Origin of the sequence: Bellilinea sp., from assembly GCF_034432615.1 — a bacterium.
Taxonomy (GTDB): domain Bacteria; phylum Chloroflexota; class Anaerolineae; order Anaerolineales; family Anaerolineaceae; genus Bellilinea.
In genome coordinates this window covers 50,701-77,396 of sequence record NZ_DAOUBL010000274.1, presented here as the reverse complement: position 1 = coordinate 77,396, position 26,696 = coordinate 50,701, and the positions used below count along the sequence as shown (strand labels likewise).

The window sequence follows — 26,696 nt, the reverse complement described above, 5'->3', positions numbered from 1 at the left end:
TGGCTTCCGCTTCCTGTCCCATGCTGGTCCAGGTGTCGGTATAAATGACATGGGCATCTTTGACGGCCTGATGTGGGTCGCGCAAGAAAGTCAACCGGCTGCCACTTTCGGCGGCAAATTGCTTGGCCATTTCAACCGCTTTGGGGACAATATCGTACCCTTCCGGGCTGGCGATGGTGAAATTTGCACCCAATTTCGTGCAGATGTGCATCAAAGATACGGCTACATTATTGCCATCGCCAATAAAGGTGACATTCAATCCTTTGAGCGAGCCAAATTCTTCCTGAATTGTGAGGGCATCCGCCATTGCCTGACAGGGGTGGTTATAATCGCTCAGACCGTTGATGACAGGGATGCTCGACCATTTTGCCAGTTCCAGCACGTGCTCATGGGCGAATACTCTGGCCATCATGGCATCCACATACCCGGACATGACGCGGGCAACATCCGCGATCGATTCGCGCTGCCCCAAGCCAATTTCATTGGGTGAGAGGTACAACGCATCCCCGCCCAGATGGCGCATGGCCATATCAAAACTGACCCGGGTGCGCAGGCTGGGTTTTTGGAAGATCATCCCAAGAACTTTGTTTTTGAGCAGGGGCTCGTTTCCGCCTGCCTGCCATTCTTGCTTCAGGCGGATTGCCAAATCAAGCATTCCTTGTAGTTCTGCCGGGGTATAGTCAGAAACCGCAAGAAAATCTTTTTTCATATGGGCTCCTTTTTAGGAATGGAATTTGGGGGCATACAGAGTATAACATACCCTTAAGGTTCTACCAGTGGTCTTTAGCATGTTTGCTTGGGTCTTTTGTCTTAAGTTAAACAGCGTACCAATCTATACAAGGCGCTACCAGCCCGGTAAAATAAATTGGAAAGGGATTATGATGACAATGACCAATATTTTCAAATCAATTCAATCGTTTCGAAAATATGTGTGGGGAGTTCTTTTTTACAATATTCTGGTCATTCTATGGGGGGCATTTGTGCGTGCTACCGGTTCTGGTGCAGGTTGCGGGGCACACTGGCCTTTATGCAATGGCGAGGTGATTCCCCGTGCACCGGCAGTTGAAACGCTGATTGAATTTACCCATCGTCTCTCCAGTGGACTGGTCGTGATTTTAATGGCCGTGCTGGTAATTGCAGCTTTCCGGTTATTCCCCAAAGGCCATTTGGTGCGAAAATCTGCTGCGGCTGCCGGTGTTTTCACTATTGTAGAATCATTAATTGGGGCTGTTCTGGTATTGAATGAGTTAACTGGACAAAACGACTCGATTCACCGCGCCGTGGTGATGATGATTCATCTAATCAATACATTCTTGCTGGTTGCGGCTATTTTCCTAACCGCCCGGTGGAGTGCAGATGATCACTCAAACCGGTTGGAGCTGAAGCGAGGTGGATGGAGTGTATTGATTTACCTTGGGCTGATTGGAATGATTGTTCTTGGCGCAAGCGGGGCCGTCACCGCACTGGGAGACACCCTTTATCCTGCCACTTCTCTTGTTCAGGGGTTGCAGCAGGATTTTGACCCCACTGCCAACTTCTTAATTCGCTTGCGGGTTTTCCATCCGGGAATTGCCGCTCTGATGGGGGTTTATACCCTTGCAGCGGCACTTGCATTTCGTAGAAATTTTCCTTTTCAATTGATGCAACAGGCAACCTACGCGCTCAGTGCGCTATTTGTGTTACAACTTGTGCTTGGAGTCATCAACGTCATCCTGCTGGCGCCGGTGTGGATGCAAATTCTGCATTTGCTGGTAACCAATCTGATCTGGTTGGCGTGGCTTTGGCTGGCGGAGTTATTTTTTAGCGGTCGTTTTGCGCTGCAAGGCAGACGCGACCATGCGATCCATCAAAGCGTAAGTCAATCCCTTACCTAGTAAACGGAACGCAAAATATATCAATTTGTTTTCGAAACCGGGCAGAATAATATATTTACGGCGGGCTACTCCGATGAGAATTTCCCGCGCAACCTGGTCGGGCTTGAGAATTCCTCCGCTGCTTGCCAGAACTTTGGTTACATACGGCTTGTATTGATTCTCGTAGGCTAATTGAGGGGTATCCGTATCGGGCGGATAGACAAGCGAAACCTGAATTCCGTGAGGTTTTAATTCCATTCTTAAAGCGTCCGATAAACCCGTCACCGCATATTTGGAAGCGCCATAAGCGGTGTAACCGTAGATATTCATGTAGCCAACGACGGAGGACATGTTTACAATGATGCCATTCTTTTCTGTTAACATTTCTGGCAATACGGCACGAATGGCATTTACCGTTCCAAAATAATTGATTTGCATCATATGATGGAAGATTTTTTCTTCCAATTGCCAGAACTCACCGGGGTGGGCAACTCCGGCAGAATTGATTAAAATGTCCACTTTCCCCCAACGGGATAACAAAGTGGAAAGAGCTTGATTTAGATTAGCCGAATCAGAAACGTCGGCTGTAAGACTGGAAATTTCGACATCTGGTGAAGGATGTGTATTTTCCAGTTCGCGGACGGCTTTTTGGAGATTTTCCGGAGTTCGGGCGAGAATGCAAACCTTTGCTTGATTTTGAATCAAAAGACTGGCGAGAGCCAGTCCTATGCCGCTGGATCCACCGGTAATCAAAACCTTTTTATTCTGATAAAAATCGGTGAGCGTTGCCGCCATTGCTCAATTGCCACAGCAGGAACAGGATCCACCACTACAAGATGAGCAACCGGAGGAAGAGCTGCCAGCAACCGGCTTGCCTTCTGAGGCGGCAAAAAAGAGAGATAAAGCTCTGCGGGTGTTCTGACTGAAACATTTTTTACACTGAATCGGCTCGTCGGCGTCCTTAATGGGACGAAAAGCATCAAATTGCGAACCACAATCCAGACAGGTATATTCGTAAAGCGGCATCGCCTTCCTCCTCCACAATTATCGTGGCTGGATTTTACTCCGGATTGGTGGCTCAGTCAAATGAGCCTGCGTTAAAAAGGTGAGGTGATATGCTGCGATCCCAAACGCAACAGCCACGTTCAAGGAGCGTTTGTAACCGACCATTGGGATGAAGAGCGTTTGATCGCATAATTCCAATATTTGAGGGTCAATACCGCTCACTTCGTTGCCTACTACCAGTACGAGGGCTTGATGGGAGGGAATGGATTGAATTTCAAATAATGAGCAGGCTGCCGGGGTTGTCTCCAAAGCCCACAAGATTTTACCTTCAGCCTTGAGAGATTGGGCCAATTGTAACCCGTTAGGGGCATATTCCCAAGGAACGGCAAATTCAGCCCCCAATGCAGTTTTGGAAATCCGCGGGTTGCCGGGCAGGGGAGTTAAACCGCTCAAGTATAAGTGTCGTAAACCGGCACCATCCGCAGTGCGAAACATTGCGCCAACATTGAAAGTTGAGCGGATGTTGTCTAATAAAGCCTCTAAATGGAGGGAAGGGGTTGTACTATGGCTCGATTGGCTGAGGGTGGTTTGTACTTCCTGCGCAGTGGGGACCGGTAAAAGCGGTGATTTACAGCGGGGGCAGGTCAACTGGCCCGTTTGTGCCGCCCGCCCGGCAGGTATCCGCAGGGCGCATTTTGGGTTACTGCACTGGTAGAATGGGTGGGAAAGTTGTACAGCTCTCATTCTTTCATTATAAATCCTGTACGAACATAACGGGCAGCGTGTGGATCAAGCCTTAATTCAATCAGGATTTCTTCGGGTCGGCCGGTTGCCCCTTCTCGTGCAGAAAGCTGCATCTGGAACTCGAGGCAGTTATCTGGAAGTGAGCGTAACAAGATGTTTTCAATTAACGGTCGTAAATCGTAGGTTTTGTTTCGTCGAGTACGAATGATGGTGTTGCGTTCCAGTAATTCCTTGAGGCGATTTTGGACTTCGGGAAGGTTGAGGGGATCCAGTGGAATGACGCGGTAGAGAGAAGAAAGGATTAGCGTGGGCAGACTGGGTGAGTTGAGCGCGACTGCCTTTACAGAAAGGATTTCAATGCCGGGTTGATGTGTGGTTTGGAGGTGAATAAAAAAGTCGTCTTCTTTAAACTCATTTTCATCTGCTTCGACCCACACATCAATCAAATCATTCTGGCTGAGAAAGCCTAAGGGTAGCGGAGCAGCCTGTTGAATTTTTGGCTGAGGATGAAAACCTTGCGTGTAGGCAACAGGAACGCGAGCCCGACGTAAATATCGTTCCCAAACTTTGTGCAGGTCAAGGTTCCCAATGTATTGTAATGGAGCATCTTTGTTGTACTGAATGCGGAAGCGCTGCATGGGTAAGCCTTAGGCGGTTTGTTCGATGTTGACTTTTATCGGACGACGGGGCACTTCCGGGCACTTCCAGTGACTGCCGGGGTTGTTCCGGCGGATATCGGCATACTTCGGAAGTATTCCACAGGCAAAACAACCCTGACGGCAATCGTTTTGGGTTTTTTCTATTAAAGATGCGTGGTACTCACTTAAGAGATAGGCCTTCCGTACACCGCTGAAAATGTGATCCCATGGGAAAATCTCGTCTTTGCTTCTTTGGCGATGCGTGTAAAAAGCCGGGTCAATTCCATGCATAGCAAAGGCCTGCTGCCAGACAGCGTAGTTAAACTGGTCTTGCCAGGCATCAAACTTTGCTCCCAATTGCCATGCAGTTTCGATAACCTTCGCCAAACGACGGTCACCGCGAGAAAGCCAGGCTTCCATCAAAGTTTCGTAGGGATTATTCCAGGTCAATTTCAACCCTGGACCGCGCAATTCCCGCTTTAAGAGAGCTTGCTTGGATTCAATCTGGTCGAGGGTGTCGCAGGCAACCCATTGAAACGGAGTATGCGGCTTTGGCACAAAGGTGCTGACTCCCGCGTGCAGGGTGGCACGTTTACCAATGACTTTTTTACCCTCTGCAAGTACGGCTTTACACAAATCGGCGATTGCCTGAACATCTTCGATGGTTTCGGATGGATGTCCGATCATGAAGTAGAGTTTTATGGTCGTCCAACCGCGGGCGTAAATTTCGCGTGCTGTATCCAGCAATTGCTGGGTGGAAATGGGTTTATTGATCATGTTTCGCATCCTCTCAGTAGCGGCTTCTGGCGCAAGGGTAAAGCCGCCTTGCCGGGAACCGCGCAGTTTTTCCATCAAATTGACCGAAAAGGATTCGATCCGGAGAGAGGGAAGCGAAATGGTCAGATAATGATCGCTGGTTTCGGCAGCAACGCGACTGACCAGATCAAGGATATGGGTATAATCGGATGAAGAGAGGGACAGTAGCGCGACTTCCTCAAAACCGGTTGCTTCCAAAGCTTCTCGCACAGCTGAGACGATTTCATCTACATTGCGCTCGCGCACCGGCCGAGTGACCATGCCGGCATGGCAAAAACGACATCCTCGTGTGCAGCCTCGCATGATTTCAATGGAAACGCGGTTATGCACCACACTGATTGAAGGTACTATGAAACGTGTTGGAGGTTTGGGGAGATGCGCAACCAGTCTTTTTTGCACTTGAGCCGGTGCGTTGGGATGCAGCCGATGAATAGTACGAATTGTGCCATCTTCTTTGTATTCAGGTTCGTAAAAGGAGGGGACATAAATACCCTCAATCCTGGCCAGCTCTGCCAGTAAATCCTGCCGGGAGGTTGGGTGTTCTTTCCAGGCTTGATAGGTATTTACAATGTCGTGGATAATTTCTTCGCCTTCACCAATCGCAAAGGCATCAAAAAATGGTGCAATGGGTTCAGGGTTAAATACGGCATGTCCGCCAGCAATTACCAATGGGTCACGAATGGTGCGCTGGCTGCTGTGGAGCGGAATTCGCGCCAGATCAAGCAGGTTGAGAACATTGGTGTAAAGGGTTTCATAGGGCAGTGTGATACCGAGAATATCAAATTCTGAAACAGGGGTTTTGGATTCAAGCGCGTAAAGCGGAATTCCGTTTTGGCGCATGGCGTTTTCCATGTCCACCCATGGAAGATATACTCGCTCTGCAAGTACATCTTGCCGTTCGTTGAGCAGATGATAGAGAATGGTCAAACCCAGATTGGGAACGCCAATATCATAAATGTCGGGAAAGGCAAGGGCTACATGTGTCTTAACGGAATCCCAGTCTTTATAAACCTGATTTAATTCACCACCAAAATAACGACCGGGTTTTTCAACTGTCGGTAGAATTCGCTCTAACCGGCTGACCAAAGTGCGTTTATCCATGGATTTGTCTAATCCTCTCAAACCTGTAATATGGGGACAATGCTTATTTTAACCCATTTTGTCCAATTTACAGTGTGCCGCGATAAAAACCACCATCCACTGCGATCATGCTGCCGGTGACATAACTGGCGGCCGGTGAGACAAGAAAGGTTGCAACACGGGCAAATTCGCGAGGTTCGGCCATGCGCCCCAGCGCGGTTTGAGAGGCAATTTTTTGTCTTTCTTCTTCCACACTGGTGTTGTTGGAACGAGCGCGATGCTGTAATAACTGTTCCACACGCTCGGTGGCTGTCCAGCCGGGTAAAATGGAATTGAATCGAATCCCCTCTTTGCCTAATTCGAGCGCAAGGCTTTTTGTCAAACCAACGGTGGCGGCGCGCACGCTGTTGGAAAGCACCAGTCCATCTATAGGCTGTTTGACAGAAATGGATGTAATCGTTAAGACCGCCGGTGAGGAGGACTTGCGCAGGTACGGTAAAGCCGCTCGAATCAAAAACACTGCGGAGAAAAAGTTGAGATGGACTGCGTTTTGCCAAGCCTCAATGTCAAAGGTTTCAAATTTGCCTGCCGGTGGTCCACCTGCATTGGTGATGAGGATGTCCAAACCTCCCCATTCATCAACGACCTTTTTGACCAATGATTCGGCGATTTCAGGGTCAGACACATCGCCGGGAATTGGCAGGGTGGGAATACCGGTTAAACTTTCAATTTTTTTACAGGCTTTTTCCAAATATTCTGAATTTCGACTGTTCAGGGCTACTTTTGCCCCTTCATGTGCCAGCAATTCGGCTGTAGCATATCCTAAGCCGCGGCTTGCGCCGGTGATCAGAGCAATTTTGTTGTGCAGATTCAAATCCATAGAGAAAGTTCCTTTCTGCTAAAAACATTCAATGCGGTGATCCACAATGGGCAGGTTGGGAAATTGATTTTCGACAAAGGTATGCACTTTTTGTAAAGATTGGGTTGCAAAAGTGCAGTCATTACACACCATTGCACAGGCAATTAGAGTTTCCTGCCAATGGTCATTCAATCCAATTTCGGCGACCGATATGTTGAATTCCTTATGCAGCCGAGTCAAAAGGGGTTTGAGCAGACCTCGTTTCTGCTTTAAGGAGAGAGAAACAGGCAGGTGAATATGGAGAATTAGTAATCCAATCGCAGGCATGGAGCAAACCCTGTTCTTATTGTAATCGGGCAAGTGTGGACGTCAAGCAAGTTAATCTAAATCTTGTGAAAAAGGTTTTGCTTGAGTACAATACAGTGAAGTCATTAAGAAATACTGGACAGCTGATGAACTTTGACCCGCAAGAATACCAAAAAACTCTGGATTTTCTATACAGTTTTGTTGATTATAGCCTTACTCGAAATTTGCAATTTTCAGCCGAAAAATTCGATCTCAGCCGAATGGCTGCGTTGTTAGCCTGGCTGGGAAACCCTCACCAGCAATATCCGGTTATCCATGTTGCCGGTACGAAGGGGAAAGGTTCGACGGCAGCAATGATTGCAGCCGGCTTGCAGGCTGCCGGCTATAAAACGGGCTTTTATATTTCGCCGCATTTGGAGGATTTTTGCGAAAGAATCCAAATCAACCGCCAGCATATACCTGGTTCGCGGCTGGTTCAGGTGGTAGAAAAACTTAAGCCTGCCGTCCGCCAAATTGAGCGGCTAACCACATTTGAATTAACCACTGCGGCAGGTTTTTTGTACTTTGCCGAAGAACAGGTTGATATTGCGGTTATTGAAGTTGGATTGGGTGGAAGACTGGATGCTACCAATCTGGTAACCCCTTTGGTTTCTGTGATTACTTCGATCTCATTGGATCATACGAAAGTGCTAGGAGATACACTGGATAAAATTGCTGCAGAGAAAGCCGGCATCATCAAACCAGGCCGGCCGGTGGTCAGTTCACCGCAAAAGCCAGAGGCGATGCAAGTCATTGAACGAATTGCTGCCGAAAAGGAAGCCCCACTGATCATTTCTGACCAGCCATATCATGTTGAGGTAATCGAACGGACATTAGCCCATCAAAAGTTGCGAATAATACCCCGAAAAACGCAAGATCACGACGATTTTGAAATCGTTTTGCCACTATTGGGTGACCATCAAATTGAAAATACTCTTACCGCACTTTGTGCCTTAGATGTCATAAAAAAGTACGGATGGAAACTTGAGCGTTCCGCTGTTCAACGTGGTTTCTCACAAGTCAAGTGGGAGGGCAGATTTGAGATTCTCAACTTACAACCGCCAATCGTTGTGGATGCTGCACATAACCGCTATTCAGCATTAAAATTAATTGAAACCATTAATCAATATTTTCCGAAGAACCGCTTGATTCTGGTTTTCGGCGCTTCGGACGATAAGGATATACCAGGAATTTTTGCCGAGTTGCTACCGCGGGCGGATGAAGTAATCTTTACTCAATCCATTCACCCTCGTTCTTATCATGCCGACCAACTGGTTGAGATTGCTTCGAATTATTCATTGCCCAAAATGGTATTTCTTCCGTTGGAAGCAGCAATTGAGCAAGCAATTAAACGCTTGACTTCGGACTCGATTTTACTGGTTACTGGAAGCATTTTTGTTGCAGCCGGTGCGCGAAAGTTCATCGGTGAAATCTCAAGAAAACCAGAGATTATTAGACGACTCGGCAACCGTTTGCCAATTTCATGAGTACAGGTGTATGAAAAAAGATAACTGGTTACCAAATGATTTTGAGGAGTTTTCCTCCTCTTTGCATCAGCGCACGGAGGAGCTGTATCAGGTTCCGGATGCGGAACCAGATGAAAATGGGCTGATTGAGTGCGCGGCATTAATCATGCGGGATATGGTGATTTATCCGCGCATGGTTTCCCCCATATTTATCATCCCGGGATCGAACTTACAGGCCATCGAAGACGCTCAATTTAATTTTGAGACGATGATTGCGTTAGTGTTGAAAGATTCTGAAATTGAAGACCCTAAACCGGAAGACTTTTTACCCATCGGGGTTGAAATTGCGGTGGGGCGATTGTTGAATATTCCGGATGGGAATAATTCGGCCTTGATCCAAGGCCGGCGCAGGGTGGAGATTGTCGAATTCGTTCAAACCGAGCCGTATTACCGGGTTCGCGCCCGCCCGATAGTTGAACCTTCCAAAATTGGGCGTCAAACCGAGGCGTTGATGCGCACAACTCGCGATTTGTTTGAGCGTTGTGTTCAACTGGATCGCAGCCTGCCGGAAGAAGCGCATTTGTTTTCTTTAAACATTCACGAACCGGGCTGGCTGGCCGATATGGTCGCGACGGCAATTTCATTACCCCAAAGCGAACGGCAAACACTGCTTTTACTGGTTGATCCGATTGACCGCCTGAAACGAGTCAACTGGTTGCTGGCACAGGAATTGGATGTGTTGCAGTTGGAAGATGAGATTCAAAATCGAGTTCAAAGTGAAGTAGATCGCAGTCAGCGTGAATTTTACTTGCGCGAGCAAATGAAAGCTATTCAGACAGAGCTGGGAGAGGGGGATATTTTCAGCCGCGAAGTAACCGAATTGCGCGACAAGATCCTAGCGACCCCAATGCCTGATGAAGTGCGGGCAGTGGCTTTAAAAGAAGTTGACCGCCTTTCCCAAATGCCTTCTATGGCTCCCGAGGTGGGAATTATCCGCACCTATCTGGACTGGATTTTAGAGTTACCATGGGTGCAAGAAACCGAGGATAATCTGGATGTTGCCAACGCTGCCAAGGTTTTGGAAAAATACCATTACGGTCTCGGTAAAGCCAAAGATCGAATTTTAGAATATATTGCTGTTCGCAGCCTGAAACCCAAACGGTTGAGACAACCAATTTTATGCTTTGTTGGAGCGCCGGGCACCGGCAAAACCTCACTGGGGCGGTCAATTGCGGAAGCACTTGGTCGTAAATTTGTGCGGGTTTCGTTAGGTGGAGTGCGGGATGAGGCTGAAATCCGCGGCCACCGGCGCACCTATATTGGGGCAATGCCGGGACGCATTTTACAAACGATGCGCCGGGCAGGAACCATTAATCCCCTGTTTATGCTGGACGAAATTGATAAACTGGGTTCAGATTTTCGCGGCGATCCATCTGCTGCCCTGTTAGAAGTGCTGGACCCGGAGCAGAATCACGCCTTTTCGGATCATTATCTGGAACTTCCTTACGATCTTTCCAAGGTCATGTTTATTACTACGGCGAATACACTGGCTACAATACCATCGGCTTTGATGGACCGTATGGAAATTATTGAGTTCCCTGGTTACATTGAAGAGGAAAAGTTGGAAATTGCCTATCGCTTTCTGATTCCCCGCCAACTGGAAGAAAGCGGATTGGAGGGGGAAGACATCAAATTTCAAGAAAAAACACTGCGAAAAATTATCCGAGAATATACCTATGAGGCTGGCGTCCGTAATTTAGAACGTGAAATTGGCAGAATGTGTAGAAAACTTGCAAGGTTAAAATCGGAAGGTAAATCCTTCCCGCACCGATTGCAGCCGGAACTTGTGGAAAAGTTTTTAGGTCCGCCTCAATTTTTTATGACCGAAGCGGAGAAAAAGGATGAAGTTGGAGTGGCAACCGCAATAGCGTGGACCGAAAACGGCGGAGAGATCATGCCGGTTGAGGTGGCTATATTGGAAGGGAAGGGTAATTTGCAAATTACCGGCCAGGTTGGAGAAGTGATGCAAGAATCGGCTCAGGCTGCTTTGTCCTATCTCAAGTCGCGCGCCAGAGATTTAGAAATTGACCCCGAAGCCTTTGAGAGATTGGACATTCACATTCATATTCCTGAAGGAGCGATTCCAAAAGATGGTCCGAGCGCAGGCATCACAATTGCCACGGCCTTAATTTCTGCCTTTACCGAACGCGGTGTTTCAAAAGATGTTGGAATGACCGGAGAAATCACCCTGCGGGGGCGTGTCCTGCCGGTAGGAGGGGTTCGCGAGAAGGTGCTGGCGGCTCACCGAGCGGGATTGAAAGTCGTCATTCTACCCGAAAGGAACTTAAAAGATTTGATAGATTTACCCAAGAAAGTTCGGCAGGATTTACAAATAAAACCGGTTACTCACATGGATGAAGTGCTGGATATAGCACTGGGACCCAAACCCCACAAAGAGGCTGTGCGGGTACGTAAACATGCTGCGAAGAAAGCGGAGAAAAGCGAAGAGGGAGAAGCAAAAGAAACTACCCAGACATAAAAAAATGCAGCCGCGAGGCTGCTTTTTTTGCTGTTTCAATCTTTTTCGGTTTGAATCGGGGTAGATGTCAGCGACTGTTGCCTTTCGCTTTGTAAGGCTCTTACCCCGTTGCGTACCTGATTAAGCATCTTTTCCAATTCAACTTCCAACCGCGAAAGAGACTCAAGCACGTATTCATCGGCGTCACGTTTGGTCGTTTCGGTTTCCAAACGCGCTTGTTGAATGATTTGCTCAGCCCGAGCATGGGCAGCCTGAATAATGGCATCCCGTTCAATCATTTGCTCGGCTTTTTCACGAGCCAACTGGATGGTACGATTGGCTTCTTCTTGAGCCTGAGCAAGAATCCGGTCGCGTTGAGCGAGGATTTGCTGGGCTTTTTTGATTTCTTCCGGAATGGATACCCGCATCTGGTCAATCAAGTCCAACATGCGGTCCTCATCCACCATTACTGAATGGGTGAACCAAATTGGACGGCTCTCATTGAATAATTCTTCCAAACGATCTACCAAATGCAGTATGTCCATTTTTTTCCTCCGCTTTCCAAGCCTGAGAAAGGGTGGTGCAATTTTCAAGCCAGTTAATTAAATATTATACGCATTTCAATCTCTTAGTGCTGTAATTGGCACCACAGATTGTCCATCCCCAAGTTCATTGAATTTTTTCTTCAAGGCTTCAGCAACATGAAGCGGCACCATGCTACTGATATCTCCTCCCAGTGATGCAATTTCGCGCACGGTTGATGATGAAAGGAAGGTGTGCTGCTCGCTGGTAATTAAGGCGATCATTTCGATATCCGGATAAAGGCGGTGATTGGCGAGCGCCATTCGGAACTCATGCTCAAAGTCTGAAAAAACACGTAATCCGCGAATAATTACCTGAGCGCCGACATTTTTACAAAATTCAACAGTCAAACCGCTGTAACCCACAACGGTAAATTTCGGTTCAGCGAAGAAAGTTTGTTGAACAAGCTTCAATCGTTCTTCGGGGGTAAAAAGCAGATTCTTAAGTGGTTTGTTATACACTGCAATGATAACTTCATCGAACAGGCGGGCAGCGCGGCGGGCAATATCCATGTGTCCGTAATGAATTGGATCGAAAGTTCCGGGGAATACGGCTCTGACCATGATGTTTTCCTTAGCTGATATCTCCTCGTCCTTCCCCCCAGAAAGCATTTAACTTTTCAAGAAGAGGCTGATAACGAGGGTCACTTAATTGCGGATCTTTTTCAAACAATTGCTGAGCAAGATTGCGGGCCTTCTCGATGGTGTGGACATCGGTGAGGTTGGCAATTCTTAAATCGGCAAAACCAGCCTGCCGAGTGCCTAAAAATTCTCCGGGGCCGCGTTGTTGTAAATCTCTTTCGGCAAGCACAAAACCGTCATTGGTTTCGACCATTGCAGAGAGACGTTCATTCTCTGCAGCGTCCTCATTGTCCGGAATGAGGATACAGTAGGATTTGGCATTGCCGCGCCCTACGCGTCCGCGGAACTGATGCAATTGAGCTAACCCGAAGCGGTTGGCTCCTTCAATTAACATTACTGTTGCATTCGGTACATCCACACCCACTTCAATAACTGATGTAGATACCAGAATGTGGTATTCCCGATCCCGGAATTGGCGCATGACCAGTTCTTTTTCTTCGGGGCGCATTCTGCCATGCAACAGTCCAATTTTCAAGTCAGGAAAGACCTCTTTTTGAAGACGTTGTTGTTGTTGAACAGCTGCAAGAGCGTCTTCGGTTTCGGATTGCTCCTGGTCAACCAGGGGATAGATGATAAAAGCCTGATAACCCTGGCGAACCTGAGCACGGATGAAAGAATATGCCCGTTCGCGTTCTAAGGGGGTGAAGATGCGCGTTTCAATGGGTTGCCGTCCGGCTGGCATTTCATCCATCACAGAAAGATCCAAATCCCCGTAAATGGTCAAAGCCAGAGAGCGGGGAATTGGTGTAGCGGTCATTACCAGCAGGTGAGGGTTATTGCCCTTGGCGCGTAAAGCAGAGCGTTGAGCAACTCCAAAACGGTGTTGTTCATCAATCACTGCCAGTTGAAGGTGCTTAAACTCGATAGGGTCTTCGATAAGAGCATGAGTACCTATTAACAATTTTATTTCACCAGAGGCCAGCGCTTCGCGAATCTCCTGTTTTTCTTTTTCGGGTGTATCACCGACCAGCAAGCGTACCTCTGCGGCGCTAAAAGGGGCTGAGTCATCCGTATCAGAGCGGACGAATAATTTTTGAAAACTGCGGTAATGTTGTTCTGCCAGGATGCTGGTTGGCGCCATCAGGGCTGCCTGCATGCCAGAAGCGGTCACCATGGCTATTGCCAACGCGGCTACTACCGTTTTACCCGAGCCAACATCACCTTGAAGCAGGCGATTCATGGGGCGGCCGGAGGATAAATCGGCACGAATTTCGCGGATGGCTCTTTGTTGCGCATTGGTGAGGGGAAATGGAAGCCGGTTAATTTGAGCGGTAAGCCAGTCTTCGCTAATCTCAAATATGTGAGCCGTTCGGTTCTGCCAATTTTGTTTTTGCCTTAACACCCCCAACTGGATGAGGAATATTTCATCAAAAGCCAATCGCTGGCGGGCTAAATTGAGATTTGCATCGCTGTCGGGAAAGTGGATTTGACGAAGAGCCTGTGGGAGGGGAAGAAGATCGCCAGCCGACCGAATCTCATCCGGCAGAAAATCTGCAATCCGTGTTGCCCAAAAGCTGACTGTCTGATACATCAAACGGCGTAAAACTTTTTGGCTCACACCAGCGGTCAATGGATAAACCGGCACAATACGATTGGTGTGCAGGTGTTCCTGATCCAGCAATTCCCATTCGGGATTATTCATGCATAATCTTCCAAGATACATGTCTACTTTACCGGAGAGGACAACCTGAACACCGGGACGAAGGTTTTTCTCAAGCCATGGCTGATTGAACCACGAAACACGCAATGAACCGGTACCATCTGAAATCACAGCTTCAAACAGTGTTCGGTTGCCTTTGATTTCCCGAAGCTGGGATTTTTGCACTGTACCGGCTACGGAGAGTTCCTCACCGAAGCGCACCTGGTTGATTGGCTTCATTTTTGAAAAGTCATCATACCGGCGCGGGAAGAAATACAATAAGTCTTCCAGCTTGTGAAGCCCCAATTTTTCGAGATTTTGGGCGTTTTTTGGCCCGATTCCAGGTAATACTTTTAGACTCGCCTCCAAACCAGTTGGTTTGTTTTTTGACTCATGTGGGGCAGGATTTGCCGGGTTAACCGAAAAGGTGGTTTTTTTTGCATTATTTAGAAGTGGGTAATCAATTTCTTCACCTGGTGGGGGAGAAAACGCGGGTTCCGGCGCAAAATTCGATGAATTTACTGCAATTTCAAGGATTTCTTGAATAATTTTTTCTCGCAGGTCAGTAGAAAGTGAAGGGTATTGGGATAATTTATCGCAAATTTGGCGGACTACCGTAGAGGGCAGGCCGTCTTGATGGGCTTCCTGTTCCCATGCGGGGATAATTTTATCCAGTCCGCCAACAACAGCTCGATTGTCGTAACCGCGCTCAATTTCCAGTTTGAGGAATTTTCTAATTTTTTCCAGTGCAGATGACATGAGATTATTTTACCCTATTCTGGAAAGCAGGCTATGGATCGGGTGTTTGAAAAAAAGTTATGCTATCCGTCTTCGGATACCGTTTCTGCAACAATCAGCCCAACCATTTTGGGACTGAAAAGAATGGCCGTGGTCAAATTGAGATTATGTTCACTGTAACTGGTCGTTGGATAATTTTCCAGGAATATCTGGCGCATGCTACGGGTTTCGTGCAGTAAAGGAGGGACACTTTGGACGACCGCAATGTGTTGTAAATCATCAAACTCTTCAACAAATTCGATGAAAAACTCCGTGATATTTCGGTTATTGCGCATTTTTTCAATGGGCGTCAGGCGTTCGTCTTCAAAGGAAAATACCGGCATCATTGAAAGGAATTCTCCAACAACGGCCTGAGCCGGATCAACAATCCCGTTTTGAGACAGATAGGAAAGCCCCGGGCAGCAAACGATTGTGTAGGTATGAGCAGCTTGTTGTCTGACGATGTGCTCAACCTCGGCGAGATCAGCCCCCTGCTGAATAACCTGAGCAGCCAGTTGCGCCAGCATTCCCAACCCAGCCGAAAAGGTGTTGGTATCTATTACATTAACCTGCAGCCTGCCTTGCAGGCTTGAGGCTGCCAGACTGGCATTGTAAAATGTGCTGCTCAGGTGAGAGGAATGTACCAATACCAGCACTTCGTCAAATTCGGTGCCCATTCCGGTTAAAATCTGGTTGAATTTTTCTGGAGAAGGTGAAAGCAGTTTAGGTGCATCTTGTTCTCTTGCAAACGACGGCAATTCGGAAACCTTCAATCCATCTCCCGCCGGATAGATTGCCCCACGAAAGGCTACATCATGGGTTGCAACTCGGATTAAATTCTGTCCCGGAAATGAATGGCGAGGAAATTGAGCAGTATTGTCAACCAGGACGCCAATCTTGCGCATATCGTTTATTCAATCGAAATGATTAATTGATAGTGGGGCTGCCCGCCTTCGTGAATCTCCATTTCGTGGTCGGGGTATTTCTGCTGTATTTTCTCTGCAAGTTGATTTACTTCATCCAGGGTAATGTTCTGACCATAAAACAGGGTAATTCGTTCTCTTTCTTCGGTTTTTGCGGCATTGAGCAGTTCAAAGCAGGCTTCTTCCAGATCGCTGGCTGACGCAACCAATTGTCCATTCAAAAGGGCAATGACCTGTCCTTCTTTCACCTTTACTCCATTAATTTCAACCGAGCGGGTTGCTGTAGTGATTTCACCGGTCTCCACTTCCAGAATGGACTGTTCCATCTCTGCAGCAATTTCATCCAGGTCTCCATCAGGATCATAACGCAGCATCACATTGAGCCCTTGAGGAATGGTCTTGGTGGGAATGACTTTTACCTTTTTAACTGAAAGGGAAGCGGCATTCTGAGCTGCCAGAATAATGTTTTTGTTATTGGGCAAAATAATAATTTGATCAGTTGGCAGGTTTTCAAAAGACTTTAAGATTTCTTCGGTGCTGGGATTCATGGTCTGACCACCTTCAACGATGGCATTTACTCCCAGACTCGCGAAAATTCGAGAAAGCCCTAGACCGGGAGACACCGCTACAACCGCAATTTTTCCGGGTTCACATGGTGGAAATTCAATTGGTGGAGAGGAATTCTTTTTCTCTTCCATTTGAGCCAGAAGATTCTCGATGGCCACTTTGGTGATTGTACCCAGGCTCATGGTGTACTCAATTGGTTCATAGCGTTTTTCGGTGGGGACATGAATGTGCATACGATACATGCCGTCACCTTCACCAACTTGAATGGAGGTTCCCATTTGAGAAAGATGCTCATAAAAACGGTCCAAATCCAGCGGTTGATGAGGTCGAAAATCTACCACAACCTCAAAATCCTGACCCGGCTCAATTTCTTCCATGGTTTCCTCTAAGTTCATTGCAGATAGCGGTTGTACGCTGGTAGTGGGCGTTTCCAGAGATTGTCCTTTTAGGTAGCGCAGCATTCCTTCCAATATTATGAATAAGCCTTTACCACCGGAATCTACCACACCGGCTTGTTTGAGAATGGGCAGCAGTTCAGGGGTTTTTTGTACGGATAAATCTGCTTCAAATACAATTTTTTCCAGCCATTCCAAAGTCAGAGGTTTACCTTTAAATGCTTCAATCGCGGTGGCAATATCTTTGGCAACCGTTAAAATAGTGCCTTCAACGGGTCGGACGACTCCTTTATAGGCAGTGTTCCTGGCTTCTACCAGCGCTTTGATAAGAATTTCGCCATCTACTTCTTCAAAATTATCCAAAGCACGCGCAAATCCTCTCCAAAGCTGAGATAAGATCACGCCTGAATTGCCTCTGGCCCCCATCAGAGCGCCCTGTGCAATGGCGTGGGCAACTTTTCCAACATTTTTTTCTTCGGAATGCAGGATTTCATTGTACGCGGCCTGCATGGTCAACAACATGTTGGTACCGGTATCGCCATCGGGGACAGGAAAAACATTCAAAGAATTGACCAGCTGCTGGTTTGTCTTCAACCAAAGTGTGCCGGCTTCCACTAATTTTTTCAAAGCAATTCCATCAAGTTTCCCTGCCTGTGCAATTTCCCTAGCCTGAGGCAGGGTTGTTCGATTCACATCATCACTCATAGTGCTCCAAACCAATTCAGTAGATTTCTAATCCGTGTCGCTGATGCGTAATCCGCGCACGTGAACATTGACTTCCTTCACCGGTAACTCAAGCCATTTTTCGATTTGATAACGGACGTTTTCAGCGACACTTGAAGTTACCATTTTAATCCGAGTTCCGTATTCGACAATGATGTAGAGGTCAATAATGATGCCATCCTCTTTGAGCTCAACCTCGACTCCTTTGGAAGGATCTTTGACAATTTTATTGGCAAGGTCTTCCGCCAGATTTTTTCCGGCAAGACCTACAACTCCGTAAGACTCAATGGCTGCCATATGGGCGATGGATGCAATTGCCCGGTGTGAGATAAAAATATTGCCCAGTGGATTTGGTTCGCTCATAGTCGCAATCCCTCTTTTATAAAACAATTTAAGTTGAAAAAAGATGCGCTGTGTGGTAAAATGTACCCTTGCGTCCGGTCAATGTGCGGCTGGAAGATAGTTTTGTTGCTGGAAAGGATTTGAAGATCATGGCTAAATGCGAACGGTGCGGTAAAACAACGACTTTTGGTCATAACCGAAGTTTCTCCATGCGCGCTACAAACCGCTCCTACAAACCCAACCTGCAGCGGGTGACGGTGATGGAAAGTGGGCGTAAAGTGCGCCGTGTTTTGTGTGCAAAGTGCATTCGGACATTGGTTAAGACCAAGTAGTTCAATCCTTTCGAGATGTGCGGCGTTAGCCGCGTTCTTGAATTTGCGGCGAAAGCCGCATTTTTTTTTGCAGTGCCAAACGAAGAGATTTGGCACCCTCCGCGATCCCCTGTGGGTGCTTGAATATGGCTGTAGCTGCCACAAAACAATCCGCCCCAGCCTCGGCTACAGCCGCGATGTTTTCAGGGTTAATCCCACCATCTACCTGAACTATAGCCTTGGGGTTGGATTCATCTATTAATTTTCGAATTGAAGTAATTTTGGACAATACCTGCGAAATGAAGGTTTGACCTGAGAAACCGGGATTGACCGTCATGACCAGGACTAAGTCTATGAAGGGAAGAACAGCTTCTATTGCTTGTGAAGGGGTTCCCGGATTCAGAACGATGCCTGCTTTTGCCCCTAATGAACGAATCAGTTGAAGAGTGCGGTGGACATTGGGGTTACCTTCAATGTGAATGCTTACCCAGTTTGCACCTGCATTCACAAAGGATTGGATGTGATTCTCTGGCTTTTCAATCATTAAGTGAACATCCAGTGGCAAAGAGGTGATTCTTCGGCAGGTTTCGACAATAAACGGCCCCATGGTAATATTGGGTACAAAATGTCCATCCATCACATCAATGTGAATCCAGTCCACACCGGCATCTTCTGCCTGACGGATTTGATCCGAGAGGTTTGAAAAATCTGCAGAAAGAATTGACGCCGATAGGTAATACAACCTGATGAACCCTTTCAGATGGGAGGATTAAAGGAAAACCAGACATATAACCAAAAGGGTATCAAACCACCCACAGCTAAAATTGCCAGCAGAGCCAAAAAAATGGTCAGCCAATCAATGTTCAGGGCAGCATCATCACTTTCCTGAGTTGCCATAGATGGTTGAGCAGCTGGAGGGGTTTGCAGCGGGATCAGTTGGGGTTGAGTATCTGCCTCGGAGGAGTTTGGGCGTACAAGAGGGTGAGCCTGTTGAGTTTCTAAGAAGGTGGATAAAACCCTTGCAAATTGATCTGCGGTTCGATAACGGGCAGCCGGTTCCTTTGAAAGCACTTTGAGGATGATTTGTTCAAGGGTGGGGGGGATTTCAGGGTTAAAACGGCGGGGATGAGGGGGTAAAACTTCCCGGTGCATCCGCGCCAATTCAACCGGGTCGTTGCTTTGAAAGGGAAGTCTGCCTGTGACCATTTCGTACAGGACGATGCCCAAGGAGTAAACATCAGAGGCGGGTGAGGGAGGTTCGCCGGCAGCCTGTTCAGGTGAAAAGTAAAGGGGAGAGCCCCACACAACGTCCGACCTCTCTTCAGGGTGAATGCTGGCCATTGCGCGGGCAATACCGAAATCGGTAACTTTGATGCGTTGATCGGGGGTCACCAGGATATTGTGAGGTTTGACATCGCAATGGATCAATCCGGCTCGGTGCGCATAGCCAATCCCTGCTGCAGCCTGAACAATAATATTCACCGCTTCCTGGATAGGCAAACGGGTTCTCTCCCGCAAGATGGTTTTCAGATCTGTTCCTGGTAAATATTCCATGACGAGGTAAAGACGGTCGGAATCAAAACCAAAGTCATGGACGGTTACAATGTTTGGATGGGAGAGATTAGCAGCCGCTTTTGCTTCTAATCGGAATCTTTCCCGGAAGGCTTCGTTTTTGGAATAATCTTCCCGGAGGATTTTGATAGCCACCGGTCGTTCCAGCATGGTATCGCGACCTAAATATACAACTGCCATACCCCCAGTTCCAATGGTTTGGAGCAGTTGATACCGGTTGCCTAAAATGGGTACAACGGTTTTTGAATCTTCCATGTCCGAATTTTACTGGTTGAATTATATCACACCCTCTGATGTCAAATTTCTTGTCAGGTATCGGAGTTATAATCTACATAATCTTGTTGAGGAAAATCATTATGAAATCGTTGATCTCCTATATCCAAAAACATCCCGTTCATATGTTGTTATTTGCAATACCGGTTAGTATTCTTTCAGAGCTTTTACATTGGCAACCCATCTGGATTTTTGGTTTTTCGGCATTGGCTGTTGTACCTTTGGCGGCCTTGATTGGGGAATCGACCGAGGCGCTGGCTGCTTACACTGGACCAAAAATCGGTGGATTGCTGAATGCCACCCTGGGGAATGCGGCGGAATTAATCATTACCATTATGGCAATCCGCCAGGGGTTGTTGGAATTGGTGAAAGCTTCCATCACGGGTTCGATTATAGGGAACTTATTGCTGGTCATGGGTCTTTCCATGCTTCTGGGAGGACTAAAAAATGGAATTCAAAAGTTCGATCGGCAACAAGCCGCAAACCATGCTGTAATGCTGGTTGTGGTTATTGTAGCTTTAATAATTCCTTCTTTTTTCAGCCACTCCATTGGTGCTGAGGGGAGTTGGGGGGTCGAATCGTTGAGTCTGGGGGTGGCAGCGGTTATGATTGCCCTGTATATTGCTGGCCTAATTTACACCCTCAAAATGACCAGGAGTCCGATTGCGGTAGCTTCGGTTGCAGTAGAAACTGAAGTAAGCCGGCACCGGAAACCATCACAAGCCATAGCGGTACTGACGCTATCCACCCTGGGAGTGGTTGTCATGAGTGAATTTTTGGTCGGTTCAGTTGAAGAAGTGGTGGTTTCCCTTGGTGTATCGGAATTCTTTTTGGGTGTGATTTTAATCCCCTTAATTGGTAATATTGCAGAGCATTTGGTGTCCGTAACGGTGGCGGTCAGGAACAATATGGACCTTTCCATGGAAATTGCTGTTTCGTCCAGTTTGCAGATTGCCCTGTTTGTTGCTCCTTTGCTGGTATTTGTCAGTTTATTAATGGGCAATCCCCTGACTTTAATTTTCAACCGCTTTGAATTGCTCGCCCTGGGAGGAGGAGTTGTGATAGCGGCGATGGTGGCCTTCGACGGAGAATCGAATTGGCTGGAAGGAGCCACATTACTGGGGGTGTATCTAATTCTCGGAATTGGTTTTTTCCTGCTGCCAACGGGAGGATGACCGATGAGGAATTTGCCGGCATCTGGCTGTGGGACGATTATTTTGTCGGCTTTGATAGCCCTGTTAATTGGTGCTGCCATAATTGCTGGAACACTGTTATTAAGACCCACACAGGTTGAATTGACACAGGAAGCGACAGCTGTACTGACCATAGTGCCAGCCCCAACCTCAACCATCGGTGGGCAAATGTCCCTTTTTGCTACCCCAACCGCGACCCAACCGGCGCTTTCTATTACAATAGACGGCATCCGGGTTGGTTTGTTTGTGCAAATATTCGGTACGGGTGGAGATGGATTGCGCCTTCGGCGGGAGCCAGGCACCAATACGGATATTTTGTTTCTTGGGTATGAATCGGAGGTGTTCAAAGTAGTGGATGGACCCAAAGAAGCGGATGGTTTTACGTGGTGGTATCTCACCGCGCCTTATGATGAGAAACGCAGCGGCTGGGCAGCCTCTCGTTTTCTCAGAGTAATTGATTTAGGTACCGAATCTCAACCTTGAGGGCGTAAAATAAAATGGAATATTCTCCAAAAAAGATTTCTGCAAATCGCACAACTCGTGTCTTGACCATTGAATGGGAAGATGGACATCTTTCTCGATATCCGTTTGGGCTGTTAAGGGCTGCCTGTCCATGTGCATCCTGCCGTGGCGGCCATGAAAACATGCGTTCAGAACCGGATGAAGAAGTCTTTGAGATTGATCTTCCCGAATCTGCGGCCACACGAATGAAAAAGTTGGAAGCTGTAGGCAGTTATGCTATCACCATTGAATGGGAAGATGGCCATCATTTTGGGATATTTAACTGGCAATATCTACGAAAATTGTGCCCCTGCGCAATTTGCCGCCCGTCAAATTAATCATCATAGGTCGAAGTACAATTCGATTTCGTAAGGATGGGGTCTGATCCGAATTTGAGATTCCTCGCATCGTTTGCCTCGAATCCATTCTTTAAGCATTTCCTCGCTGAAGACGCTGCCTTCAAGAAGAAACTGGTGGTCCTCTTCGAGGGCAGTTAATGCCATATCAAGGGAGGTCGGTAAGCTGAGAATTGACGCGCGTTTTTCCGAAGGCCAGGAAAAAATATCCTCGTCGATAGGTCCAAAACCGGCTGCTGATGGGTCTATCTGTTTCTTGATCCCGTCAATTCCTGCCATCAACATGGCTGCCATTGCTAAATAGGGATTGCAGGTTGCATCTGGTGGTCGGAATTCAAAACGGACTTTGTCTGGCTCAGTTGCGTATTTTGGCACCCTGATGGCTGCGCTGCGATTGCCACTGGAAAAGAAGCAGTTTACAGGTGCTTCAAAACCGGGGACTAACCTGCGATAGGAGTTGGTGCTGGGATTTGTGATGCCTAAAATGGCAGGGGCGTGGGTAAGTAATCCGCCAATGTAATATAGGGCGGTATTGCTGAGAAGGTGAGGGCCGGCAGGGTCATAAAAGACATTGGTTTCCCCTTTTCGAAGGAGTTGGTGAAAGTGCATTCCGTTTCCCGCTTCGCCAAAAAGTGGTTTTGGCAAGAAAGTGGCGGTCTGCCCCTGTTTCAGTGCCACCATTTTGGTAACATACTTTATCAGCATTGAGGCATCGCCGGCTGACATTATATCTAATAAAGGAGTTTCGATTTCGCATTGGCCGGGTCCACCCACTTCGTGATGATGATACTTGATCTTTAACCCAATTTCTTCGAGAGTTGTGACAATTTCAGAACGAAGATTATACAGTTGATCGCGCGGCGGGATGGCGTGATAACCACCGTGCAGGGGAATGAAATGGCCATGACCACCCTGAGCGCTGTTCCAGTTGGATTCGATCGAATCGACACGATATACAGATACATTAACACCGTTTTCAAAGGTTACTTTGTTGAAAATATAAAATTCAAATTCCGGTCCCCAAATGGATTTATCTGCAATTCCTGATTCGATTAGATACTTTTCAGCCCGTCGGGCAATCTCGCGGGGATCAAAAGCGAAAAGTTCTTTGGTGTCTGCTTCCATGGTGTTGCAAATAAAACTGAGGGTGGGGGTTTCCCAAAATGAATCCATAAAACCTGTAGAAAGATCTGGAATGAGTACCATATCGCCGGCCCGAACGGACTTGAATCCGACACTTGAACCATCAAACCCCACGCCGTTTTCCATGAGCGAAGGGTTAAATTCGGAAACCGAAATGGTTACATGATGCCAGCGCCCCCATAAGTCAATGAATTTTAAATCAACCATGCGGATGCCGTGTTGTTTGACGAAAGCCTGAGCCTGATCAATGTTAGCAAACATTTCCCTCTCCTGATTGGATTCTTGCCTTTTGATAATAAATACGACTTTCCCTCAAGGTGAAATCCTTGAGAAAAAGCCGTTTATTTCCACTGATTGATCGCATCGTTGATTAAATTCTAACCAAAAGTTTAGGGGAAGTCCAGTTTGCTTGACAGGCAATTTTAAATTTGTTTGGTGAATGCAAGGGCTATTTTTGTTGCAAAAAGAAGTTTTGTAGATATAATTTTAACAATACGTAAGGCTGTCAAAAATCCCAACAAAATACGAAAATCATCAGGGTTATACTTGTTCATTATTACTGAAAAATTCAGGTTTTCGGGGGAAAGGTGATTTAGGTCCCGGGAGGTCAAACTGGATACTCATCGTATCACTCAAAGTTTTAGTGGCGGACAAGGACCTGTCAAACAATTGCAGACAGGTTTCGTTCTGGTTGATCGGTATTTGATTCAGGACGTAATTGGTGTTGGGGGTATGGGCTCTGTCTATCGGGCGCGCGATCTGCATTTTCCTAATGTGATCAAACTGGTAGCAGTCAAAGAGATGATCAATCAGGCGCGGGATCCGCTGGTGCGCCAAACGGTTGTGCAAAATTTTGAACGGGAAGCCAATATTCTCGTCACGCTAAACCATCCCTCGATTCCGAAGATTTTCGATTACTTTTCTCACGAAGAACGTTCATATCTGGTGTTGGAATATATCAATGGCAAGGATTTAGAGGCGATACTCAATGAAAGTGAAGGGCCGATTGCCGAAGATAAGGTAATTGCCTGGGCTATTGAAATTTGCGACGTGCTGGAATATTTACATAATCACAAACCCGAACCGATCATTTTCCGCGATATGAAACCTTCGAATGTCATGATCAATCAGCAAGGTCATGTTGTGCTGGTTGATTTTGGGATTGCAAAAATGTTTCGTGAAGGTCAAAAAGGAACCATGATCGGAACGGAGGGGTACTCTCCACCTGAACAGTATCGAGGTGAAGCTTCACCACTGGCGGATATCTATGCACTTGGGGCAACCCTGCATCACCTGCTGACAAAGCGAGATCCGCGCATGGAACCGCCATTTTCATTTGCCGAACGGCCAATCCGTCAAATCAATCCGGCGGTAAGTATTGAGTTGGAAACCGTCATCCAGACTGCCTTAAAGTATTCCCCGCAAGAACGTTTTCAATCGGCGGCAGCGATGAAAGAAGCGCTTTTAAATGCTGCTAAGAAAACTGGCGCATTGTCCAGAATCAGCTTGCCGGCGGTGGTTTCTGAACAGGTTGTCAAACCGATATGGATCTTTCGTTGCGAGGATGAAATTCGAGGTTCGGCTTCCTACGATAACGGTATCATTTACGTGGGTTCTTATGATCACAATTTATATGCCCTGGACGCAGCCAGTGGTGAATTCAAGTGGAAATTTCCCACCAATGGGGGAATTGTTACCCGGCCAGCGATTACGAACGATTTGATTTTTGTGGGTTCGGAAGACGGAAATTTATATGCCATTCTCCCAAAGACGGGCAAAATGGCATGGACCTTACCGCTGGAGAGTCCAATTCGCAGCTCTCCAAGAATCGTTGAAGGGCATGTCTTTTTTGGATGTGATGATGGTTTCTTTTATGGTGTGAACATTGTGTCCATGCGGCGGGTGATGAAAGTGGATGCCGGTATGGCAATTCGTTCCTCCCCAGCCGTTGCGAATGATTTGATTTATTTTGGTAATGAGGGTGGTGATTTCCTGTGTGTGGATTTTCGCGGTCAGCTAAAATGGCGGTTTCGCGCCAAAAGAGCAATCACCTCTTCTCCTCTTGTTACACAGGGAATTGTGTATTTCACCTCGCTAGATGGCTCGGTTTATGCTCTGGATGCGAAAAGTGGTTGGGTAATCTGGCGGTATCGAATGATGAAAGGTTCGGTTTCTTCGCCATACCGGGTTGACCATTACTTATTATTTGGGTCAGCAGATGGAAATATTTATTGTATTGACGCCAATAATTCCCGCGAAATCTGGAAGTACCAGACCAATCATCAGGTCAGTGGTTCACCGATGGTGCATAAGGACATCGTTTTTTGTGGTTCCGCGGATGGAAATCTGTACTGTTTGGAACTGAAAACCGGGCGATTAAGGTGGAAGTTTGCGACCGAAGGTCCGATTACCAGTACGCCCTTGATCTTCAACGATACCGTCTATTTTGGATCTGCAGACCATATTTTCTACGCTATTTTGGTCTAAATGGCGAGAATTTTTTGGAGGAATTGTGCTGAAATTTATAAAGAACCTCTTTGTTCGAGAAAAAAATCAAAATATTCAGACCCGCCCTTTAGCGGAAAATATTCAAACCGCTCCTTTGACTGAGGAACAGTTACAGGTTGTTTCAATACCTACCGTTTCCATGTCTCCGCCGCATTTTCTGGTGGGTTGTGGTCAGTCTGTTGGCAGACAGCGAGAACATAACGAAGACGCCTTATTTTCGCTTTCGGCAACGCTGGCAGATGGAAATAATGAGATTCCCTTTGGTTTGTTCCTCGTTGCGGATGGAATGGGAGGTTATGAGTATGGCGAGGTGGCGAGCAGTGTTGCTGCAAAAGCAGTTGTTGAAACCATATTAAGCAAAATTTATCTTCCCTTCATTGGGATTGATGGGGAATCAAGCGGTGAAAGCCTCCAGGAAATCATGGAAATTGCAGTTACAAGGGCGCAACAAGCGGTTACCCGCCGCGCGCCTGGCGGAGGGACAACGCTTACGGCAGCACTGGTGATTGGGGAACAGGTAACGATAACTCATGTGGGGGACAGCCGGGCATATTTCATTTTTCCTGATGGACGAATGCAATTGATCACTCAAGATCATTCTCTTGTACGGCGTCTGGTAGAACTGGGGCAAATTACCGAACAGGAAGCCTCCGTCCATCCCAATCGAAATGTGCTCTATCGAGCGCTTGGGCAGGCAGAGCCATTTCGCCCCGATATCCAATCTTTGCCCATGCCTCACCCGGGATATTTAATGATTTGCAGTGATGGTTTGTGGGGAGTAGTACCAGAGGCTGAAATTTTCCAAATTATCGCCAGTGCGAGAAACCCCTCTGTGGCTTGTAAAAATCTTGTAGATGCAGCAAACCTTGGTGGAGGACCGGACAACATCAGTGTTGTGTTAGTGCAGTATTTCTAAGAGTTTTGGG

At 47.2% G+C, this 26,696-nt stretch carries 26 protein-coding genes; 9 read left to right on the top strand and 17 right to left on the bottom strand.

The features are described 5' to 3' along the window. Positions 1-709 (bottom strand): ornithine carbamoyltransferase (gene argF / locus VAE48_RS12480; RefSeq protein ID WP_322793654.1); only part of this gene is annotated, 709 nt, incomplete at its 3' end. 169 nt (positions 710-878) lie between these two features. On the opposite strand from argF, the gene VAE48_RS12475 reads away from it, so the two are divergent. Continuing rightward, positions 879-1,874 carry a COX15/CtaA family protein gene (locus VAE48_RS12475; protein WP_322793653.1) on the top strand — a complete coding sequence of 332 codons (996 nt, stop codon included), beginning with the start codon at positions 879-881 and terminating at the stop codon, positions 1,872-1,874. Here the strand turns inward: VAE48_RS12475 and VAE48_RS12470 are convergent. From VAE48_RS12470 to VAE48_RS12440, 7 genes are all read right to left on the bottom strand, one after another. Continuing rightward, positions 1,794-2,648, bottom strand: coding sequence for an SDR family oxidoreductase (locus VAE48_RS12470; protein WP_322793652.1), 855 nt, complete (start codon positions 2,646-2,648; stop codon positions 1,794-1,796). The genes VAE48_RS12475 and VAE48_RS12470 overlap by 81 nt on opposite strands. 3 nt (positions 2,649-2,651) lie before the next feature. Next, positions 2,652-2,879: a zinc ribbon domain-containing protein gene (locus tag VAE48_RS12465; protein ID WP_322793651.1), complete on the bottom strand. Its 228-nt coding sequence runs from the start codon at positions 2,877-2,879 to the stop codon at positions 2,652-2,654. Between the two features lie 18 nt (positions 2,880-2,897). Then, positions 2,898-3,602: an RNA methyltransferase gene (locus VAE48_RS12460; protein ID WP_322793650.1), complete on the bottom strand. Its 705-nt coding sequence runs from the start codon at positions 3,600-3,602 to the stop codon at positions 2,898-2,900. Further along, positions 3,599-4,240: a TIGR03936 family radical SAM-associated protein gene (locus VAE48_RS12455; RefSeq protein WP_322793649.1), complete on the bottom strand. Its 642-nt coding sequence runs from the start codon at positions 4,238-4,240 to the stop codon at positions 3,599-3,601. Before VAE48_RS12455 ends, VAE48_RS12460 begins: the two co-directional genes overlap by 4 nt. A gap of 9 nt (positions 4,241-4,249) precedes the next feature. Then, the gene (locus tag VAE48_RS12450; protein WP_322793648.1) at positions 4,250-6,157 is read right to left on the bottom strand and encodes a TIGR03960 family B12-binding radical SAM protein; all 1,908 of its coding nucleotides are present in this window, start codon (positions 6,155-6,157) and stop codon (positions 4,250-4,252) included. A gap of 67 nt (positions 6,158-6,224) precedes the next feature. Beyond that, on the bottom strand, positions 6,225-7,016 hold the full coding sequence (locus VAE48_RS12445; protein ID WP_322793647.1) for an SDR family oxidoreductase: 792 nt from the start codon (positions 7,014-7,016) through the stop codon (positions 6,225-6,227). Positions 7,017-7,034: 18 nt separating this feature from the next. Further along, entirely contained in the window at positions 7,035-7,322 is a 288-nt protein-coding gene (locus VAE48_RS12440) for a DUF503 domain-containing protein (RefSeq protein WP_322793646.1), read from the bottom strand. Between the two features lie 65 nt (positions 7,323-7,387). Between VAE48_RS12440 and VAE48_RS12435 the strand changes: the two genes are divergently transcribed. Beyond that, positions 7,388-8,827: a folylpolyglutamate synthase/dihydrofolate synthase family protein gene (locus VAE48_RS12435; protein WP_322793645.1), complete on the top strand. Its 1,440-nt coding sequence runs from the start codon at positions 7,388-7,390 to the stop codon at positions 8,825-8,827. A gap of 10 nt (positions 8,828-8,837) precedes the next feature. After that, positions 8,838-11,345 (top strand): endopeptidase La, encoded by a 2,508-nt coding sequence (gene lon, locus VAE48_RS12430; protein ID WP_322793644.1) that lies wholly within the window; start codon positions 8,838-8,840, stop codon positions 11,343-11,345. A 35-nt stretch (positions 11,346-11,380) separates the two neighbouring features. On the opposite strand, the gene VAE48_RS12425 is transcribed toward lon, so the two are convergent. The 6 genes from VAE48_RS12425 to VAE48_RS12400 form a co-directional block, all read right to left on the bottom strand. Next, positions 11,381-11,869 carry an ATP synthase F0 subunit B gene (locus tag VAE48_RS12425; protein ID WP_322793643.1) on the bottom strand — a complete coding sequence of 163 codons (489 nt, stop codon included), beginning with the start codon at positions 11,867-11,869 and terminating at the stop codon, positions 11,381-11,383. A 75-nt stretch (positions 11,870-11,944) separates the two neighbouring features. Beyond that, positions 11,945-12,469 carry a pantetheine-phosphate adenylyltransferase gene (gene coaD, locus VAE48_RS12420; protein WP_416181045.1) on the bottom strand — a complete coding sequence of 175 codons (525 nt, stop codon included), beginning with the start codon at positions 12,467-12,469 and terminating at the stop codon, positions 11,945-11,947. A gap of 10 nt (positions 12,470-12,479) precedes the next feature. Then, positions 12,480-14,945, bottom strand: a complete 2,466-nt coding sequence (gene recG / locus VAE48_RS12415; RefSeq protein ID WP_322793641.1) for an ATP-dependent DNA helicase RecG — start codon at positions 14,943-14,945, stop codon at positions 12,480-12,482. Positions 14,946-15,007: 62 nt separating this feature from the next. Further along, a complete protein-coding gene (locus tag VAE48_RS12410) occupies positions 15,008-15,868 on the bottom strand; it encodes a DegV family protein (RefSeq protein WP_322793640.1) in 861 nt (286 codons plus the stop codon). A 5-nt stretch (positions 15,869-15,873) separates the two neighbouring features. Beyond that, on the bottom strand, positions 15,874-17,541 hold the full coding sequence (locus VAE48_RS12405; protein WP_322793639.1) for a DAK2 domain-containing protein: 1,668 nt from the start codon (positions 17,539-17,541) through the stop codon (positions 15,874-15,876). Between the two features lie 39 nt (positions 17,542-17,580). After that, complete coding sequence (locus tag VAE48_RS12400; protein ID WP_322793638.1) at positions 17,581-17,934, bottom strand: Asp23/Gls24 family envelope stress response protein; 354 nt, start codon at positions 17,932-17,934, stop codon at positions 17,581-17,583. A gap of 68 nt (positions 17,935-18,002) precedes the next feature. On the opposite strand from VAE48_RS12400, the gene rpmB reads away from it, so the two are divergent. Then, positions 18,003-18,245 carry a 50S ribosomal protein L28 gene (gene rpmB, locus VAE48_RS12395; RefSeq protein WP_322793637.1) on the top strand — a complete coding sequence of 81 codons (243 nt, stop codon included), beginning with the start codon at positions 18,003-18,005 and terminating at the stop codon, positions 18,243-18,245. A 25-nt stretch (positions 18,246-18,270) separates the two neighbouring features. Here rpmB and rpe read toward each other — a convergent pair whose 3' ends face one another. Both rpe and VAE48_RS12385 read right to left on the bottom strand, forming a co-directional pair. Further along, the gene (gene rpe, locus VAE48_RS12390) at positions 18,271-18,966 is read right to left on the bottom strand and encodes a ribulose-phosphate 3-epimerase (protein ID WP_322793636.1); all 696 of its coding nucleotides are present in this window, start codon (positions 18,964-18,966) and stop codon (positions 18,271-18,273) included. Positions 18,967-18,980: 14 nt separating this feature from the next. Then, a complete protein-coding gene (locus VAE48_RS12385; RefSeq protein WP_322793635.1) occupies positions 18,981-20,051 on the bottom strand; it encodes a protein kinase domain-containing protein in 1,071 nt (356 codons plus the stop codon). 101 nt (positions 20,052-20,152) lie between these two features. Between VAE48_RS12385 and cax the strand changes: the two genes are divergently transcribed. The 3 genes from cax to VAE48_RS12370 are packed head-to-tail and all read left to right on the top strand — an operon-like array spanning position 20,153 to position 22,101. Beyond that, a complete protein-coding gene (gene cax, locus VAE48_RS12380) occupies positions 20,153-21,244 on the top strand; it encodes a calcium/proton exchanger (protein ID WP_322793634.1) in 1,092 nt (363 codons plus the stop codon). A gap of 3 nt (positions 21,245-21,247) precedes the next feature. After that, entirely contained in the window at positions 21,248-21,745 is a 498-nt protein-coding gene (locus VAE48_RS12375; RefSeq protein ID WP_322793633.1) for a hypothetical protein, read from the top strand. A gap of 14 nt (positions 21,746-21,759) precedes the next feature. Continuing rightward, positions 21,760-22,101, top strand: a complete 342-nt coding sequence (locus VAE48_RS12370; RefSeq protein ID WP_322793632.1) for a DUF971 domain-containing protein — start codon at positions 21,760-21,762, stop codon at positions 22,099-22,101. Positions 22,102-22,104: 3 nt separating this feature from the next. On the opposite strand, the gene glnA is transcribed toward VAE48_RS12370, so the two are convergent. Next, complete coding sequence (gene glnA, locus VAE48_RS12365) at positions 22,105-23,523, bottom strand: type I glutamate--ammonia ligase (protein WP_322793631.1); 1,419 nt, start codon at positions 23,521-23,523, stop codon at positions 22,105-22,107. A gap of 351 nt (positions 23,524-23,874) precedes the next feature. Between glnA and VAE48_RS12360 the strand changes: the two genes are divergently transcribed. Continuing rightward, complete coding sequence (locus VAE48_RS12360; protein ID WP_322793657.1) at positions 23,875-25,749, top strand: serine/threonine-protein kinase; 1,875 nt, start codon at positions 23,875-23,877, stop codon at positions 25,747-25,749. After that, complete coding sequence (locus tag VAE48_RS12355; protein WP_322793630.1) at positions 25,709-26,686, top strand: PP2C family protein-serine/threonine phosphatase; 978 nt, start codon at positions 25,709-25,711, stop codon at positions 26,684-26,686. Before VAE48_RS12360 ends, VAE48_RS12355 begins: the two co-directional genes overlap by 41 nt. Positions 26,687-26,696 lie beyond the last annotated feature (10 nt).